The following is a 17,701-nucleotide window of genomic DNA, read 5'->3' as shown; positions in this document are numbered from 1 at the left end:
AACGGCTACGCTGAAGGTATATACGAAATACGCCACATTTACGTTTCACCAATTATGATTTTCTTAATATCTTCTATAGACAATACCTGAACACCGTCACACATTTCAATAGCTGATTGCGGCATTGCGTCAAATGCTGCCGTCCGCGGATCCTGAACAATGCCCCGCCCTCCGGCAGCAATGATCTGACACAAACCGGCAGCGCCATCTTTATTAGCTCCGCTCAGCAAAATACCCAATGTTCTTGCACCATAAACATCAGCGATACTACTGAACGTCATATCAATAGACGGCCGGCTGTAATTCACCAGTTCGGAATAATCCAGCATGAAAGTCCTCTCTGCCTCTACCATCAGGTGATAGTTCTGCGGAGCGAGATAAATACAGTGCTCCCTCACAGGCTCCTTATCTTCCGGCTCAATGATCCGTCTTTTGCTGGACAATAAACGCCCCATTTCACTCTGTACATTACGAAGACGATGCAATACAATGATCACAGGAGCAGCAAGATGATGAGGCACGATATCCAGGATATCGGTCAATACAAGCAGACTGCCGGCGGAGCCTCCAATAGTAATAACGTCAAATCTGTTCTTCATAAAGTGACTATCAATAATAGGGCCTGCTATTCTTTACGCCGGTAGATTTTATGATATGCATGCACTGTCTCAAATTTGCCATGAATATCTGCAAAACGCATTGTCTCTTTCAGTCCCATTGCCAGGTATCCCCTTGAGGACAAACTGTCAAAGAATAACTGCAATACCGAATTCTGAAGGTCCCTGTTGAAATAAATAAATACATTTCTGCAGCAGATCAGCTGGAACTCGTTAAACACCTTGTCTGTTACCAGATTATGCTGAAAGAAGGCAATATGCCGTCTGAGTTCTTTCTTAATAAGCACATTGTCATACCGGGCCGTATAGTAATTGGAAAAGTCCGCCAGACCGCCGGACTGTATATAATTCTGTGTAAAATCTTTCATGTTGTCCAGGGGCAGAATCCCCGTCGCCGCCCGCTCCAGGTTAGTCGGGTTCAGATCTGTTGCGTAGATCTTCGTCCTGCTTAACAATCCTGCTTCCTGTAAAAGGATCGCCATTGAAAACACTTCTTCTCCCGTGGAACAACCCGCATGCCATATTTTGATATTGGGGTAAGCGGCAAGTTTAGGTAATACCTGTTCACGTAAAGACCTGTAAAATGCGGGGTCCCTGAACATTTCCGTCACATTTACCGTAATGTACTGCATCAACCGGGCAAAGAGATCCTGATCATTGACCAACCTGTGTTTCAGTTCAAAAACGGAGTCCAGCCGCATATGTCCCATGAAGCGGAGTAAGCGCCGTTTAATCGACGCCTGTGCATAGCCAGTGAAATCATATCCGTATTGTAACTTAACAATGTTGATAATATCCAGGAAATCTGCATTTGAGATAACCTCCTTCATAAGAAACAATAAGGTTTACACCATCCATACACGTATTAAAGACAAAAGCTTGCTGCTTTCTATTGGTTTTGCAATATAGTCGGACGCTCCCGCCGCAATACATTTCTCTCTGTCGCCAGCCATCGCTTTAGCTGTCAGCGCTATCACCGGCAGCTGTTTATGACGCATATCGGCCCTGATGTGCCGCATGGCCTCATAGCCATCCATCTCCGGCATCATAATATCCATGAGTACCAGGCGGATGTCTTTATGTTGTTCGAGTTTTTCAAGCGCTTCCTTGCCATCCGCAGCCGTAACGACGTCCATACCCTGCTCTTCCAGCAGCGCACTGATAGAAAATACATTCCGCATATCATCATCTGCCAGCAGTACTTTCTGCCCCGACAGATTCTTCTCAGATACTTCTATGGCACTGGTTTGCCTGGGAGCTACCTCCTTCAGTTTATACAAAAAGAGTTCCAGCTCGTCCATCAGTCGGTCGGTAGAAAACGTAGAGTTCCTCACAATCGCAGCTGCTTCTTTTTTCAGTTTCAGCTCATCTGCTTCTGAAATATCATGATCAAGATATACAATTATAGGCATGCCTTTGTTGCCTGCCACCTGCCTGAGCATGTTCAGTTTTCCGATGCCTGCCTCAATATCTGTTCCCGCATCAAGTATCACGGCATCATAATTTTTCTGGAGCAGTTCAGTGGCGGCGGCATCCTGGTCTTCCACATGACTGTACTGCGTCTGCAATTGCCGTTTATCGCTGAGCGACTGCAATGACGGATGATGCAACAGTACCCCGTCAGACACTACCAGCACCTTCTTAAAACGTGCCTGCAACTGCTCGCTGATGCCTGAAAATACTGACTCCATATCGGTCACCTGCAAAGGCTTCTGCGTATAGCCTTCCACCTTATCCCTGACCTGGATCGATATTTCCCCTGCGGAGATCACGTGTACTAGTATATGCTTAAGGTCTTCATTGCTCTTCAGGATCTTCAGGATGCTGTTTCCATCTATCAATGGCAGGTTCATATCAAGCAGGATAGCTGCCGGCAAATACTTACGGGCAAAGAACAGGCCATCGTTACCATTCAGGGCCACAATCGTTTTATATCCCTTCTCCCGGGCAAAATCCCGCAGGATCATGGCAAAATTAACGTCATCTTCTATGATCAATACCAGCTTGTCCTGCTTACTAAGCCCCTCCCTGTCATCTTCTACAGCACCATTCTCTGTAGCTGGCGGCTCAGCCACCGGAATAGGCTGCACTTCTTTTTTCACCGGTAAAGACACTTCTTCCTCAGCTGCTGCCAGCGGCGCCGATACACCATTGGTCTTCATCACTACCGTGAATGTGCTTCCTTTTCCTTCCTCACTTTTCAGCCTGATCTCTCCATCTAACCTTTTCATCAGTTCCTTGCTGATAGAAAGGCCCAGTCCTGTTCCTCCGTATTTCCGGCTGGTAGAACCATCCGCCTGCCGGAAAGCCTCAAAGATGAGTTGTTGTTTGTCTGCCGGAATGCCCGCTCCCGAATCGCTTACTGCAATATGCAGTCCATCGGGGTTAGCCGCAAGGCGAAGCTTAATAGTACCTGCAGCAGGTGTGAACTTGAAAGCGTTCGACAACAGGTTTTTGATCACCTGTTCCAGTCGCTGCCTGTCGGTCCGGATCTCTTCAGGCACGCCCGGCAATATTTCTGTTGTAAACCGGATGTTCTTCTCTTCCGCTACCACCAGGAACAACTGCTCCAGGTCACTCACCATTGTCCTGACAGATACCGGCTCTATATTTATCTCTATTTTACCGGCTTCTATCTTAGACAGATCAAGGATATCATTGATCAGCTTCAGCAGATCGGAACCTGATTTATGAATGATACCAGCATACTCCACCTGCTTGCTGCTCAGGTTGCGATCCTTATTTTCCTCCAGCAACCGGGCTAATATCAACACACTGTTGAGGGGCGTACGCAGTTCATGCGACATATTTGCCAGGAACTCCGACTTGTACCGGCTGCTCTGCTCCAGCTCTTTCGCTTTCTCGGAAAGTTCTTCCCTGGCCATTTCCAGCGCCTTGTTCTGTACACTCATTTCGTCGTTCACCTGGCGCAGTTCTTCCTCCTGTACGCGCAATTCCTCCTCGGAGGTCTGCAATATCTCGGACTGGCGGGTCAGTTCTTCATTAGACTGCCGCAATTCTTCCTGTTGCGTTTCCAGCGTTTCTTTCTGCTCCTGTACCCGTTCCAGCAGCTGCATCACCCTGGTCCTGGCGTCAGCAGCGTTGAAGGCAACAGCTATTGCATTACTACTGGTGCGTAATAACTCCAGCATAGCAGGGTTCACCCCGTCGAATACTACCAGTTCAATAACGCCCATCAGTGCGTCATTGTGCCACAGGGGCAGGCAAACAATGGCGCCTGGTAAAGCACTACCGCTACCGGCTTCAATATTCCAGTAACTGGCAGGCACATTTTCTATGACGGTCAGTTCTTTTTTTGTGGCTGCATAGCCGGTGATCCCTTCTTCCAGTGCATATTCCCGCTTTATGTTCGCCGGTAGCGCAACACCTGCACATAATGTAAGCAAACGACTCCTCTCATCAAAAGCATACAGCGCGCCGGCCGGTACATTCAGGTAATTGACCATTACATCAAGACATCTTTTCGCCAGCACGCCCATCTGCAGATCACCACTGAGGCTGTCATTGATCCTCGACATTCCCGTGAGCAACCAGTTCCTGTCTGTCGTTATCTGATTGAGATCTTCTACGTCTTTCAGCTTCTTGCGCAACTCCTGCTGGATCTTCATCCTGCTGCTCAGTTCCCGGAAAGATACCACCATCAGCGTAACAGCCACCAGCAGGATAAAAATGGTGTTCACGATCAACATGTTCATGGCCCTTCCCACAGAAGCCTTGTTCGAAGCTGCCCGGTTGCCAAGCAGTGCCCTTTCTTCTGAAATTAATTCTCCGATGATATTATGTACCGTATCAGCAAATTTTAACTCCTCCTGCGTGATCATTAGCTGGTTGGCGAACACGTAACCTGTGTCACGCACCTGGTACAGCTCCTGCCAATAATTGAGCACCGCGATCACCCCCGTCTCCAGCCTTCCGGCCCGCCGGAACTGTGACAGATTATCGGCTACCAGTTTGCGCAGGTCCTGTGCCGTTGGCAGTACCCGTGGATAGTTCTCATAATATGAATCGAGGAATTTTTTCTCCCGTGTACTTCTGTAAGTAACCCCTGCCGTTTCAATTTCATAAATGTACCGGTTCAGTCGTTGAGCAGTGGTGATCACTTCATACGAATGCTCTACCCATTGCCCTTCAGTTCGCTGGTGCCTGAAAGTCAGATACGAAAAAATACCTCCTACGGTTACAAGAATAAGAGCGACTGCAAAACCCAGATACAGGCGCAGTTTTAAGGTGTTTTTCATGTGATGGTTATGCAGCGTGATAGCCAATAGGATTTACGACCAAAGACCTGGCAAATATAGCGAATTGTTATATGTCAGCAGCGAAGGCCGCCGTTGTTCACATATATTTCTAAGCCTAATATGGACCATCTTTCGAACAGGCCCCTTAACTTTGGCGGAGAGTCAGTAAAAACCAAGTGAACATATTATACACCTACAATAAGTAACAATTATTCATCATGTGAACAGGCAGAGAATTCTCCATAGCAATAAATCCCTGCAAGCGGATTTTCAGTATATAATAGGATACTGTGAAAGATTGTCTTATACAAACTGATATGACTGAAATGCACTCTTAAACTTTCACGCTAAAATATCTTGCACCATGCTGAAAGACCAATCTTCCACCAGTGCATACTGCACAAAAAAGCCGATTTTATGAGTAACAGGATCCTGCTCGTCGAGGACGATGAAGTAATGCCTAAAATAATGGAACGAATACTTCATAAGGAAGAATATAAGATAGAACATGTCACCAATGGAAAAGAGGCTTTTCAGCGTCTTGAAGACACTAATTATGATTATGACCTGATCATTACGGATATCATGATGCCATATGCAAGCGGCTTTGAGATCCTCAGCAAGGTGAAAACAAGAACAAATGGTAAACCAATTCCTGTAATTATTGTTTCTAATGCAGGTAACGAAGAGATGATCCTCGAAGGTTTCAAACTGGGAGCAGACGACTTCCTTAAGAAACCGGTTATTCCGGGGGAATTACTGATACGGGTAAAACGCTTACTGATGCAGTACAGCGCCAGATAGACATTGTTGTTACTTTCCTCTTGAACCTTGATCAATTGACCAGTCCTGTATGGAATATAACCTATATGATTTCAGGGGGTCTTCCCTGAATATTCAGATCGCAATAATATTCATTATCATTGCGATATCCTTCACTGTCCTTGCCTACCTGTCCATACTTACCGGCAGGTACAAGGCCCATCAGCGGGAAAAGAAGCTTGCCAGCCTTCATCCTGTTATAGACAACCTGCTCATGGAGCATATCCTTCTTAATGACGAGCTGGCCAGCGATGTTCCGGCAGATCAGGTCATGCTTCCCATAGAAGTGTTCCGCCTGCCCGTTTTTGAACACAGATGGGCCAGACAGGCGTTAATAGACCGGCTGATAGACTACAGGAATAATGTACGGGGGGCTATGGGCGAACAACTCCGGAACCTCTACATACAACTGGAACTGGACAAAGATTCCCTCAAAAAAATGAAGTCCCGCAAATGGGATAAAAAAGTGCAGGCACTGGCAGAACTCAGCAACATGAATATGTCCATTGCAGATGTTACCATTCTCCCTCTTACCAACAGCCGCAACCGCGAATTACGCGCTGCCGCCCGGCACGCATATATCAAGCTGAGTAAGAATGAACCTTTCAAATTCTTTGACGTAGTAACTGAGCCGCTCCTCATGTGGGACCAGGTGGAGCTTTTTAAGATCATCTCCACTACCGAGCGTATCGCGATTCCTAACTTTGCACAATGGATCACCTATTCTTCCAATAAAAGTATTGTCTCTTTCTGCCTCAAACTGGTAGTCCACTACAACCAGATCAGTGCCGTTCCGGCGGTGCTGAAACTATTGGACACCAAAGATCATTACCTGCGTGCTGATGCAATCAATTGTCTGGGGAAACTGAAAATGGAAAGTGTGGAAGATAAACTCCTCCAGATGTATGACAGTCAGCCGCTGAACTGCCAGCTGGAAATACTGAAAGCCCTTGGCCGCATCAGCAGCGGCCGGCATGTTGACTTCCTGCGTCAGGAATTCCTGCATGCTACTGATTTCGACGTTCGTAAACATGCTGCCAAATCGATCATAAATAATAAATGGGCCGCCAAAGGCATTATTGAAGAACTGGTAGAAACCGCTACTGCAGAAAATAAACTGATCCTGAAACATAGTATGAACCCTTTAATTAAATACTGACCGTGAGATGGGTAATATCTGGGATACGATAGGAAGATTTTATGAAACCACTGTTTTTGTTTACGGTACAATACTGCTGATCACATATGCGTTGTTGGCCATCTTCTCTATGATTTCTGTCAGGGCATATGCCAGAAAAGATAAGTTCAACCAGCAAAATACCCTGCTCAGTTCTCCACTCGCTCCCGGCATCACGGTATTGGCGCCCGCCTTCAACGAAGGACTTACCATCATTTTCAACGTGCGTTCCCTGCTTACGCTGAACTATCCGAAATATGAGATCATCATCGTGAACGACGGCAGTACAGATAACAGCCTCGAACAGATGATCAATGAATTTGAACTGGTACAGGTTGACTTTGCTTATAATGTCAAGATACAGACCAGACCGGTCAGGAAGATCTTCAAATCCACCAACCCCGCCTATTCCAAATTGCTCGTCATTGATAAAGTAAACGGTAAAAGCAAGGCAGACGCGGTAAACGCCGGCATCAACGCCGCGTCATATGATCATTTCGTGTGTACAGATGTAGACTGCATTCTCGACAAAAATACCCTGCTGGAACTCATTAAACCGGTGATGCAGGAAAAGAAGAAACGTGTCATTGCTACCGGCGCTACCTTACGTATTGCCAACTCCTGCGAATTTGACGAAGGAGTAATGACCCGTATGCGCCCTCCCCGCCAGTTGCTGCCCCGCTTCCAGGAAGTAGAATATATCCGTGCGTTTGTACTGGGTAAAATGGGCTGGAGCCTCCTGAACTGCGTACCGAACGTTTCCGGTGGTCTGGGATTGTTTGATAAGGAAATTGCCATCCGCTCGGGTGGATATGATCATAGCTCTTTTGGTGAGGACATGGAACTGATGACACGGATGTGCCGTTATGCATATGACAATAAGATCGATTACGCTATCCGTTATATTCCTAAAACGCTCTGCTGGACGGAAGCACCCTCCACCGTCAAAATCTTCAACCGCCAGCGCACCCGCTGGGCAAGAGGACTGGCGCAACTGATGTATGCGCATTTCAGCATGTTCATGAATCCCCGTTATGGAAAAATGGGACTCGTCATTATTCCTTACAACTTCTTCTTTGAACTGCTGGCGCCCATCATTGAAATTACCGGTATAGCTTACTACATAATCATGACCTGCCTTGGCCTTATCAACTGGCCTACAGCGCTGGTACTGCTGCTTTTTGTATATACTTATTCCGTGATGATCACCACTATGGCTATCCTTTGGGACCAGCTTACGTTCAGGTATTACAAAACATGGAAAGAGGTGGCCTATCTCTGCTTAACGCCTTTTATGGAATTCTTCCTTTATCACCCGCTGATAGTAATATTCGCGGTGCGTGGATATTACTACTTCCTTACGGGTAAAAAGAGTGCCTGGGGCAATATGCAGCGGAGGGGTTTCCAGACGACGCAGAAAGCAGCTGCGACCGTCACAGCGAAATAAGGGTCGGCTTGTAAAACTATTATCTATAAAAACCAGGAGATACCGTGCAATTGTTTAGAAACGTTTTTGAAGGCTTTGTTTTTGTATACGGCAGTACCATGCTGTTCATGTATGCTTTGCTGGCTATACTCTCGCTCCGTGGTATCATCAGGTTCCAGCGTAAGAACAGTTATGTGGATTATAACAAAATGCTGCAGTCGCCCATAGCGCCTGGTATCTCCATCATTGCACCTGCATACAATGAAGGTGTGACCATTATCCAGAACGTTCGTTCACTGCTGACACTGAACTATCCCCGCTATGAAGTGATCATCGTCAACGACGGTAGTACAGACGACACCCTCGAAAAACTCATTAGGGAATTCCAGCTGCAGGTAGTAGACTTCGCCTATAATGAACGTATCAAATCACAACCGGTAAAAAGGCTCTTCAAATCTTCCAACTCTGCATATGAGAAACTGGTGGTGATCGATAAGGTAAATGGAAAGAGTAAGGCTGACGCTTCCAACGCAGGTATCAACGCTGCTGCTTATGATTACTTTCTTTGTACGGATGTGGATTGTATCATTGAAAAAGATACGCTGCTGCGCATGATCAAACCATTTATGGATGAGGAGCACAATAAGATCAAAGAGATCGGAGAACCCTGCCCTGAATGTGGTTATGTGCATATGGTGGAAGACAGTATCCGCGTCATTGCTACAGGTGCAACTTTGCGTCTGGCCAACTCCTGCGAGGTGGACGAAGGCGTGATCACCCGTGTGCGGCCTCCGGATAAATGGTTGCCCCGCTTCCAGGAAATGGAGTACCTGCGGGCCTATGTATTGGGTAAAATGGGATGGAGTGTGATCAACTGTGTACCGAATGTATCCGGTGGTCTGGGGCTGTTTGATAAAGAGATCGCTATCAAGGCCGGCGGCTATGACAGTAAGTCGTTTGCAGAAGACATGGATATTGTAACGCGGATGTGTACCTACATGATCGACAACAAACTGAAGTATGCGATCAGGTACATTCCTACCACACAATGCTGGACGGAAGGCCCTCCTACCATGAAGGTATTCAGTCGCCAGCGTACCCGCTGGGGCCGTGGTCTGGCAGAGATCATCACCATACACCGCAAGGTGATTTTCAATCCGCACTATAAGCGCCTCGGGATGATCGTGCTGCCATATAACCTGCTTTTTGAATTCCTGGCTCCGATTATCGAGATCACAGGTATTTTTTATTATATCTACCAGATCGTTACAGGCAGTATCAACTGGCACAATGCACTGATCCTGCTGGCGTTTGTCTATTTCTATTCGGTAATGATCACTACACTGGCCATCTTATGGGACCAGATCACCTACAAACACTATAAGACATGGAAGGAAGTGATAGGCCTGGCTTTAATGGCCTTTCTTGAACCTTTTGTCTATCACCCCCTGATCGTATTCTTTGCGCTGAGGGGATATTTCCATTTCATCACAGGACGGAAACACAGCTGGGGGAACATGCAGCGCCAGGGATTTGGCCAGCGGAAACCTGCAAATACTTAAGATGATGTCGTTATTCAAATATATACTGTCCGGTACCATACTTTGCCTTTCATTGCAGGCACAGGCGCAGCTCTTTACCAAAGAGAAAGACGCAGATGAGCTGTATGAAGAAGCAGTAAAAGAGACCCGGGCCAATCATTACCAGAAGGCAATACAGCTCTCGAAAGAAGCCCTGCTGAAAAGACCGGACTTCACCGATCAGGAGTTATTGCTGGGAAGATTGTACATGCTGACCGGCAACACAATGCTGGCAAGACGCTATGTGAAACAGGTGCTGGCTAAAGCGCCTACCTATTATGATGCCTACCTTTACGCTGTCAACATTGAGCTGGGCGCAAAAAAGTATGAGGAAGCAGAATGTTATGTTGATGAAGGATTGTTCCAGTTCCCGGGTGATAAAACATTGATGTTAAAAAAACTAAGCATCCTCGATGCATCTGAACGATTTTTCCAGGGTGGCAATTATGCAACTTCACTCCTGGAAAAGTACAGTACCGATACCACGGTCCAGAGAGCATATACCGGCCACTTCCTGCTGGCAGGACGTTACTATCAGCTCAGGAACAACCAGCTGCTTGCCATGCAGAATTATGAGAGGGCCTTACTGCTGGATCATACCAATGAGGAAGCAAAATCGGCCATCACCGCTATGTATATCAAAAGCGGCAGTTATACACGGGCGATTGAACAGGTGAATGCAGAACTGGCCGCTAATCCCGGTTCCCATGACCTGATGATGCGTAAACTAGGGCTGCTGCAGGAAATGCACGATTATCCCGCGGCCATTGATCAACTGCAACAGATACTGAAACGCTGGCCCGGGGATGCTAAAGCACACAGTATGGAAACAGCCCTGCATATGGAGGCTGCAGCATGGTATGCTAATACAGATCCCTACCTGTTATATCAGGGGGTACTGGAAAAAAATCCCGGCAACCGCGAGGCGCTGGATAAAATAATAGGCATGAGCATGTCACGCGGCGCCTATCGCGAAGCGCTTGCCTGGATCAACCGGGGCCTGAAGAATAATCCGAACGATCAGCGATTACTATCGCTTAAACTGGATGTACTTGAAAGCGACAGAAAGTTCACAGAAGCCGCAGTATTGGCTGAAAAATTGTATGCAAACAACAGGTCCGGCGCTGACCTGAAAAGCCGGTATACTGCCTTAAAAATAGCCAGTGGACGGGATTATCTGTCCCAGCAACAATACGACCTGGCGCTGGCAGAATTTGACAAGGCCCTGCAAACAGATCCACGGGATTCTACCGCGCTGGATATGATGGCCAACACTTATATCAATCAGAAAGACAATATACACGCGTTGCAGGTGCTGGACAGGGCGCTCGCCTCCTACCCTGACAACAGCCGTTTCCTCCTGAAGAAATCCAGTATACTTGCTGAGATGGGGCAGTATGATGAAGCAGCGGTGATTGCAGAACAATTGTTACGCCGCGCTCCTTCTGATACGAAATACGCAGCAAATCTGACCGACCTGCGCCTGACAGCAGGCCGTACACTGATGCAGGCAGAAGAATATGATATGGCCGCCAGAGAATTCCGTGCAGTGCTGGCACAATCGCCCGAAAACCCCGATGCGCTGAATTACATGATCAACCTGCAGCATGCCGTAGGGCAAGCAGATAGCTCCCTGTTCTATATTAGTCAGGCATTGACCTATTACCCTGACAACAAAGAGCTGCTCCTGAAAAAGGCAGGCATACTGACTGAAATGAAGCGGTATAACGAAGCAAATGCCATCTCCTACCAGCTGATGCAACGTTATCCGTTCACAGCCAAATACAGAACCGCATATACCGATGGCCTCCTTGCCGCAGGTACTGCCTATCAGCGCAACAATGCGCCAGATAGCGCATTGGCCATCTACCAGCAGGTGCTGGGCCTGAACCGGAGAGATTCTCTGGCCTTACTCTACAGTATAAATCTGCTGAGCGACAAAAAGGAATACGACAGTGCTTTGACATATGCGGATCAGGGTATCCGCTTCTATCCCGACAATGCATCTTTCATACAGAAAAGAGCTGTGTTACTGGAGAATAAAAAGATGTACGCGGAAGCTGCACTGTCGGCAGATTCTGTTGTAAAGCTGAGCCGCAGTACAGAGTATATTGACTATGCGGACTACCTGCATAGTAAAACAATGAAGAACCAGTTTGGCATGTTCTTCCTTCATTCCAGCTACGACTACCAGGACAACTCATATAATATTGCGACCCTTGAATACCGTCATTTCTTCAAACGGGGCTCCTATGCTGCCCGCCTGAACTATGCAGGACGGGAACAGGGTACGGGGTTGCAGGGTGAAGGAGAATTGTATTACACACACAATCCAAAGTTGTACTCTTATGCACTCGCCACTTATTCCAATGAAATTGTCTTCCCAAGAACGCGGCTGGCTTACTCTATTTTCAAAACATTCAAACGCGATATAGAGGGTGAGCTGGGTATCCGTTATCTGAATGCAGACAGTACGAGCAGTATATCGGGCGTAGCATCCATTTCAAAGACATGGAAAGAATTCTGGGTGAATTTCAGGGCTTATTTCATTAATGATTCACCCGAGTTTTATACCTCTTACAATCTTACTGCCCGTTACTATATGAACCGGCAGCAGGACTTTATTGCTTTCAATGCAGGACTGGGTACTTCTCCTGATGACAGAAGCCGTCTTATACAATTCCCTAAACTGGCGGGCCTGCTGACCCGCAGTGTAGGCGCGGGATATCAGAAGACTTTTAAATACCGTACTACGGCGGGTATTTTCGGCACATGGATCAATCAGAAGATCAGCTCCACTGTCTTTCAGAACCAGTACGATATTTATGTAACCCTGCAACGTAAATTTTAATCACACTATTCATGTTCAGGATGATGTACTCTTTACTGTTGATAATGACGCTGCTCACCCATAACAGCTGTCAATCCCCAAGAGGGAATATTGACCTGGTATCCAAGGGTAGTTCCAGGTATGTGATCGTACTGCCGGATGAAGCAACGAAGCATGAAACAAAGGCGGCCAGCCTGCTGCAGACTTATGTGAAACGGATTTCAGGCGCATCCCTGAACATCATTCAGGAAAAAACATATCAGGAGCAACCCGGTATTTTTATTGGCAACACTGAACATGTAGAACAGTTCAGGAGTGGTAAGCTGAAGGGAGAAAGCTTTTTTATTGCTACAGACGATCAGCATCTGTATATCAGGGGAGGCACTGGCAAAGGTATTCTATATGGTGTATATACCCTGCTGGAAGACTATTTTGGTTGCCGTAAATATGCTGCTACACCGGTCATTATACCCAACAGTAAAAATCTTCGCTTACCGCAGGAACTGATGGATAAACAGGAGCCTGCTTTTGTATACAGAGAAACCTATTACCCCGCTGCATTTGACGATGAATACCTGGAATGGCATAAACTGCATCGCCTGGAAGACCTCTGGGGAGTATGGGGACATTCCTTTTTCAAGATCCTTCCTCCCAAAACATACTTTGCTGCCCATCCGGAATATTATGCACTGGTAAACGGCAAACGACAGGCCAGTCAGCTGTGCCTCAGTAATCAAGACGTATTTAATGTAATGGTGGAATATTTCCGTAAAGCCATTGCCACCAATCCCGATGCACTTTACTGGTCTATTGCTGCAGAAGATGGTGGTGGTTTCTGTACCTGCGATCAATGCAGCAAAGCGAATGCAGAAGAAGGCGGTCCGCAGGGCTCACTGATCCGCTTTGTAAACAAGGTTGCGGCCGTGTTTCCTGAACAACAGTTTACAACACTGGCCTATCAATACACGTCACATCCGCCGCAGAGGACGAAGCCTGCCGCTAACGTATATATCATGTTGAGCAGCATTGATGCTTACCGCCAGGAGCCGCTGAGCACTATTCCTTCTGCCGCTGCATTCAGGAAAGACTTAGAAGGATGGGGCGCCATAACCGATCATATTTTCCTGTGGGATTATACTACACAGTTCACGAACTACCTGGCGCCTTTTCCTGACTACAACAATCTGCAGCCCAATCTGAAGTACCTGTCAGCACATAAAGTAACAGGTGTTTTTTCACAGGGCAGTGGCGATACCTATGGTGATATGGCTGCCTACAATAGCTATCTGCAGGCAAAATTGCTCTGGAATCCATCACGCACTACGGAGGAGATCACCCTGGATTTCCTGAATGGCTATTATGGCAAAGCAGGCCCTTTCATTGGACAATATCTGCAGGCATTGGTCACTACGATGCACAACACCAAAACGCAACTGGACATTTATGGCAATCCTGTCAACAACCATATCAACTATCTTTCACCCACGGCGATAGATCAGTATTCTGATCTTCTCGACAAAGCTGAAAAGGCAGCAGCCGGCAATAACGATCTGCTCACAAAAGTATATAACGCGCGGCTGCCACTGGAGTATACTGTATTACAGCAATCCCGCTTTTTCGGGACGGAGAAGTTCGGCTATCTTATCCCGGATAAGGGCGGTTATATTGTAAATCCCCGCTGGCCGGAACGTGTACATAAATTTGTAGCACAATGTAAACAGGCAGGTGTAAAAGAGCTATCAGAGGGTGGCGGTAATGCAGATGCCTATCAACAGGAATGGGACACTATTTTTGCCCGCAAATGGATCAACAGCCTGGCCTTCGGCGCAAAAGTTTCGCTGCTGCATCCATGGTCAGATGAGTACCCGGCAAAAAGAGAACGGACACTCACGGACGGATTACAGGGCGATAAGGATTTCAGCATCAACTGGCTGTTTATCTATGGAAAAGACCTGGTTGCCACCATCGATCTCGGGGAAGAAAAGATCATCACGCAGGTGCAGATGAACTTCCTGCAGGACGCCCGGCATTATATTTTCAATCCTTCCGAAATAGTGATAGAAACATCTGCAGACGGTGTCAACTTCAAACCGGCGGGCCAGCAGCAACCGGCACCAATTGGAGAAGAAGATTATACCATAGCAGTACGCAATTTCCGTTTCCGGCTGCCAGCAGTTCATGCGCGTTTCCTGCGCGTTACCGGCCGTTGCCAGCAGGAGGTGCCGGCATGGAGAGGAGCACCATCAGGTAAAAAGGCGGCGGTATGTTGTGATGAGGTGTATGTGCTGTAACAGTATCCTGTATAAATACTTTTTCGACAGCCTGTAAAAAAAGTGGCAACTGCTTTTTGCAATTGCCACTCAACGATATATGGTCAGGATGTGTGGTACTATTTCAGTTCCAGCACTACTACTGATGCAGGAGGCAGTTCCACTACAAGATTGTCGCCCTGTTTCTTTGCTCCCGAGAATTTCTCAATATGCACTTTATTAGGCTGCTCAAATGTATTGATGTCAGTTGTTTTTGCTGATGTCAGCACTTCGCCCGTCACTGTTTTCCATTTTGCCTGTTCGAAGCTGGTGCTGAGGCTGATTTTCTGAGAAGGGTTCAGGTTCACCAGGGAGATATGTATTGCACCGGTAGAATCCTGCGAAGCAGAAGCATTCACCGCAGGTATCTGTTCGTTACCCGAAGTGTAAGCAGGGCTGTTCAGCTTTATAGGCAGGTATTGTGCATCCTGGTGTACTTTGTACAGATCAAATACATGGTAGGTAGGCGTTAGCAGCATCTTCTCCTTGTCTGTCAGGATCAGGGCCTGTAACACGTTCACAGTCTGCGCCAGTTCTGCCATTCTCACACGGTCGCTATGATTGTTGAAGATATTCAGTGTGCTACCGGCTATCAGGGCATCACGCAGGCTGTTCTGCTGATACAGGAAGCCAGGATTGGTGCCTGGTTCCACATTTGTCCAGATACCCCATTCGTCCACCACCAGGGCTACACGTTTTTTAGGATCATATTTATCCATGATAGCCGCATGTTTGATCACCAGGGAATCCATGGCCAGGCATTTTTTCATGGTAGTGAAATATTCCTGTTCGGTGAAGTTGGTAGCAGAACCTTTATCGTTCCAGGTCTTAGGTACGGTATAATAGTGCAGGCTGAGTCCCCACATTTGTCCCAGCGGGATCTGCTTCATGCAGGTTTCTGTCCAGTTAAAATCAAAATCGCTTGCACCGCTGGCGATCTTTTTCAGGGGCGCACCGGGATAGTTACGTGCGTAGGTAGCATACCTGCGGTACTGGTCAGCATAAAAAGCCGGCGTCATATTACCACCGCAACCCCAGCTTTCATTACCCACACCCAGGAAGGTCACTTTCCAGGGCTTTTCGTGGCCGTTCTGCTTACGTAAGTTGCTCATAGGACTAAGGCCGTCGAAGTTGAAATACTCTACCCATTTGGCCATTTCTTCAACAGTGCCACTACCTACGTTTGCAGAGATATAAGGTTCGGTTTGCAGCAGTTCACAAAGCTCCAGGAATTCGTGTGTACCGAAGCTGTTATCTTCTGTTACGCCCCCCCAGTTGGTATTTACCATTTTAGGGCGTTGTTCTCTTGGGCCGATACCGTCCCGCCAGTGATATTCATCAGCGAAACAACCTCCCGGCCAGCGCAGGTTAGGGATACGGATCTTTTTCAGGGCTTCCACTACATCGAGGCGTATGCGGTCCTTTTTAGGCACGTTCAGTGCAGGATCAACCCAGAAGCCATCATAAATGCAATGCCCCAGGTGCTCAGAAAAATGTCCATAGATATGACGACTGATGGTGTGATCAGATTTGGGCTGTACCACCAGGCTTGCCGTATTTTGTGCCTTTGCCGCGTAATTGAAAAGCACCAGTAACAGGAGCGATAGCTTCTTTTTCATAATTTAGAATTTATGTATTGTCTGACTTGTCAACATTTGAGAGACGTGGAACAGGCACAAGATAGAAAAAATAACTGTCAATCATACAACTATTTTCTTTCTCTTATAATCCTTACTGCTACGGCATTTCATCGTCTTCAAATATCAAACATCAGAATTGTTTGTTCAGCGTATTAAAAAGTGGCTCAACTTTTTTTGAAAAAAAGGACGCAAATATTTTGCGATTTCGGACAAAATTGTACATTTGCAATCCCAATCGCGAATGACGCAGGCGGGAAACAAAAGTTCTTAATTAAAGAGGTCAGTTTAGACAGGTAATCACTGAATAAAATTGTATCTCAGATATGCGGAAGTAGCTCATTTGGTAGAGCACGACCTTGCCAAGGTCGGGGTGGCCGGTTCGAGCCCGGTCTTCCGCTCCACAGAGAAGTCCTGCTGTATACTACACCAGGACTTTTTTATTGCGCTGGCTCACAAGATCAATTGCAGGCAATAGTGCAAAAACAAGTTCTTAACTAAAGAGGCCGGTTTTAGAAACCGTATCTCAGATACGCGGAAGTAGCTCATTTGGTAGAGCACGACCTTGCCAAGGTCGGGGTGGCCGGTTCGAGCCCGGTCTTCCGCTCCACACAAAAGTCCTGGTGTTGCTACATCAGGACTTTTTTTATGCCCTGCAGGGGCTATTTCGTCTCCCGATCCATTTTCCCACAGAATATATCACGCAGCCGGCATCAGCGGTTTGTTGAGGCCTATTTACACACCCTTCCTTGAAATTTCAATCCTATCCTGAGGCCTCCCTTTTAGAAAGGCAGATCGGATCAAGTTGAAAACCTGGTGGGCAAAGCTACGCCTACCCACTTGTAAGGAGGGAACAATACCTATCAAAATAATTCTGGCTGGCTGGCAAATTGGAGAATATTCCAGCGATGCAGGGCCCCCAATCAGAAAGAAGCCATTCGTAAGCAGTGAAGACGTTTTTTATGTAAGCAGCAATTCCTTCACCGTATACCTCCCTGGCAAATTCTCCGCTTCCACAATGACTTTACCGCCTGCAGGCAGCGC

General features: G+C 47.0%; 10 protein-coding genes and 2 tRNA genes. 8 read left to right on the top strand and 4 right to left on the bottom strand.

Features of this window, described 5'->3' with window-relative positions; genetic code table 11:
* Window positions 1–38: 38 nt before the first annotated feature.
* Genes L3C95_RS29210 through L3C95_RS29200 form a run of 3 tightly spaced genes read right to left on the bottom strand, consistent with a single transcriptional unit; the run spans window position 39 to window position 4,876 of the window.
* Window positions 39–599, bottom strand: a complete 561-nt coding sequence (locus L3C95_RS29210) for a chemotaxis protein CheB (protein ID WP_236393809.1) — start codon at window positions 597–599, stop codon at window positions 39–41.
* Between the two features lie 26 nt (window positions 600–625).
* Window positions 626–1,447: a CheR family methyltransferase gene (locus L3C95_RS29205; RefSeq protein ID WP_236393808.1), complete on the bottom strand. Its 822-nt coding sequence runs from the start codon at window positions 1,445–1,447 to the stop codon at window positions 626–628.
* A gap of 15 nt (window positions 1,448–1,462) precedes the next feature.
* A complete protein-coding gene (locus L3C95_RS29200) occupies window positions 1,463–4,876 on the bottom strand; it encodes a response regulator (protein ID WP_236393807.1) in 3,414 nt (1,137 codons plus the stop codon).
* 417 nt (window positions 4,877–5,293) lie between these two features.
* On the opposite strand from L3C95_RS29200, the gene L3C95_RS29195 reads away from it, so the two are divergent.
* The 6 genes from L3C95_RS29195 to L3C95_RS29170 are packed head-to-tail and all read left to right on the top strand — an operon-like array spanning window position 5,294 to window position 15,002.
* Complete coding sequence (locus L3C95_RS29195) at window positions 5,294–5,680, top strand: PleD family two-component system response regulator (protein WP_236393803.1); 387 nt, start codon at window positions 5,294–5,296, stop codon at window positions 5,678–5,680.
* A 49-nt stretch (window positions 5,681–5,729) separates the two neighbouring features.
* A complete protein-coding gene (locus tag L3C95_RS29190) occupies window positions 5,730–6,857 on the top strand; it encodes a HEAT repeat domain-containing protein (RefSeq protein ID WP_236393801.1) in 1,128 nt (375 codons plus the stop codon).
* A 7-nt stretch (window positions 6,858–6,864) separates the two neighbouring features.
* Window positions 6,865–8,322: a glycosyltransferase family 2 protein gene (locus L3C95_RS29185; RefSeq protein ID WP_236393792.1), complete on the top strand. Its 1,458-nt coding sequence runs from the start codon at window positions 6,865–6,867 to the stop codon at window positions 8,320–8,322.
* 44 nt (window positions 8,323–8,366) lie between these two features.
* Entirely contained in the window at window positions 8,367–9,863 is a 1,497-nt protein-coding gene (locus L3C95_RS29180) for a glycosyltransferase family 2 protein (protein WP_236393781.1), read from the top strand.
* A 1-nt stretch (window position 9,864) separates the two neighbouring features.
* The gene (locus L3C95_RS29175) at window positions 9,865–12,732 is read left to right on the top strand and encodes a tetratricopeptide repeat protein (RefSeq protein WP_236393770.1); all 2,868 of its coding nucleotides are present in this window, start codon (window positions 9,865–9,867) and stop codon (window positions 12,730–12,732) included.
* An 11-nt stretch (window positions 12,733–12,743) separates the two neighbouring features.
* Window positions 12,744–15,002: a DUF4838 domain-containing protein gene (locus L3C95_RS29170; RefSeq protein WP_236393765.1), complete on the top strand. Its 2,259-nt coding sequence runs from the start codon at window positions 12,744–12,746 to the stop codon at window positions 15,000–15,002.
* 98 nt (window positions 15,003–15,100) lie between these two features.
* Here the strand turns inward: L3C95_RS29170 and L3C95_RS29165 are convergent, their stop codons facing one another.
* Complete coding sequence (locus L3C95_RS29165; RefSeq protein ID WP_236393760.1) at window positions 15,101–16,639, bottom strand: alpha-N-arabinofuranosidase; 1,539 nt, start codon at window positions 16,637–16,639, stop codon at window positions 15,101–15,103.
* Between the two features lie 346 nt (window positions 16,640–16,985).
* Between L3C95_RS29165 and L3C95_RS29160 the strand changes: the two genes are divergently transcribed.
* Window positions 16,986–17,061, top strand: a tRNA-Gly gene (locus tag L3C95_RS29160).
* Between the two features lie 130 nt (window positions 17,062–17,191).
* Window positions 17,192–17,267: transfer RNA gene (locus L3C95_RS29155), tRNA-Gly, on the top strand.
* The last annotated feature ends 434 nt before the right edge of the window (window positions 17,268–17,701 follow it).

The sequence above is a fragment of the Chitinophaga filiformis genome (assembly GCF_021646545.1).
Taxonomy (GTDB): domain Bacteria; phylum Bacteroidota; class Bacteroidia; order Chitinophagales; family Chitinophagaceae; genus Chitinophaga; species Chitinophaga filiformis_A.
The sequence above is the reverse complement of the archived record's forward strand: the minus strand, read 5'-3'. Positions and strand labels throughout refer to the sequence as shown.

What these genes read in the sequence shown, in the direction of transcription:
- L3C95_RS29185 (WP_236393792.1), top strand. Translation starts at nt 6,865, where the DNA reads ATGGGTAATATCTGGGATACGATAGGAAGATTTTATGAAACCACTGTT.
- L3C95_RS29200 (WP_236393807.1), bottom strand. Translation starts at nt 4,876, where the DNA reads ATGAAAAACACCTTAAAACTGCGCCTGTATCTGGGTTTTGCAGTCGCT.
- L3C95_RS29165 (WP_236393760.1), bottom strand. Translation starts at nt 16,639, where the DNA reads ATGAAAAAGAAGCTATCGCTCCTGTTACTGGTGCTTTTCAATTACGCG.
- L3C95_RS29210 (WP_236393809.1), bottom strand. Translation starts at nt 599, where the DNA reads ATGAAGAACAGATTTGACGTTATTACTATTGGAGGCTCCGCCGGCAGT.
- L3C95_RS29175 (WP_236393770.1), top strand. Translation starts at nt 9,865, where the DNA reads ATGATGTCGTTATTCAAATATATACTGTCCGGTACCATACTTTGCCTT.
- L3C95_RS29195 (WP_236393803.1), top strand. Translation starts at nt 5,294, where the DNA reads ATGAGTAACAGGATCCTGCTCGTCGAGGACGATGAAGTAATGCCTAAA.
- L3C95_RS29190 (WP_236393801.1), top strand. Translation starts at nt 5,730, where the DNA reads ATGGAATATAACCTATATGATTTCAGGGGGTCTTCCCTGAATATTCAG.
- L3C95_RS29170 (WP_236393765.1), top strand. Translation starts at nt 12,744, where the DNA reads ATGTTCAGGATGATGTACTCTTTACTGTTGATAATGACGCTGCTCACC.
- L3C95_RS29205 (WP_236393808.1), bottom strand. Translation starts at nt 1,447, where the DNA reads ATGAAGGAGGTTATCTCAAATGCAGATTTCCTGGATATTATCAACATT.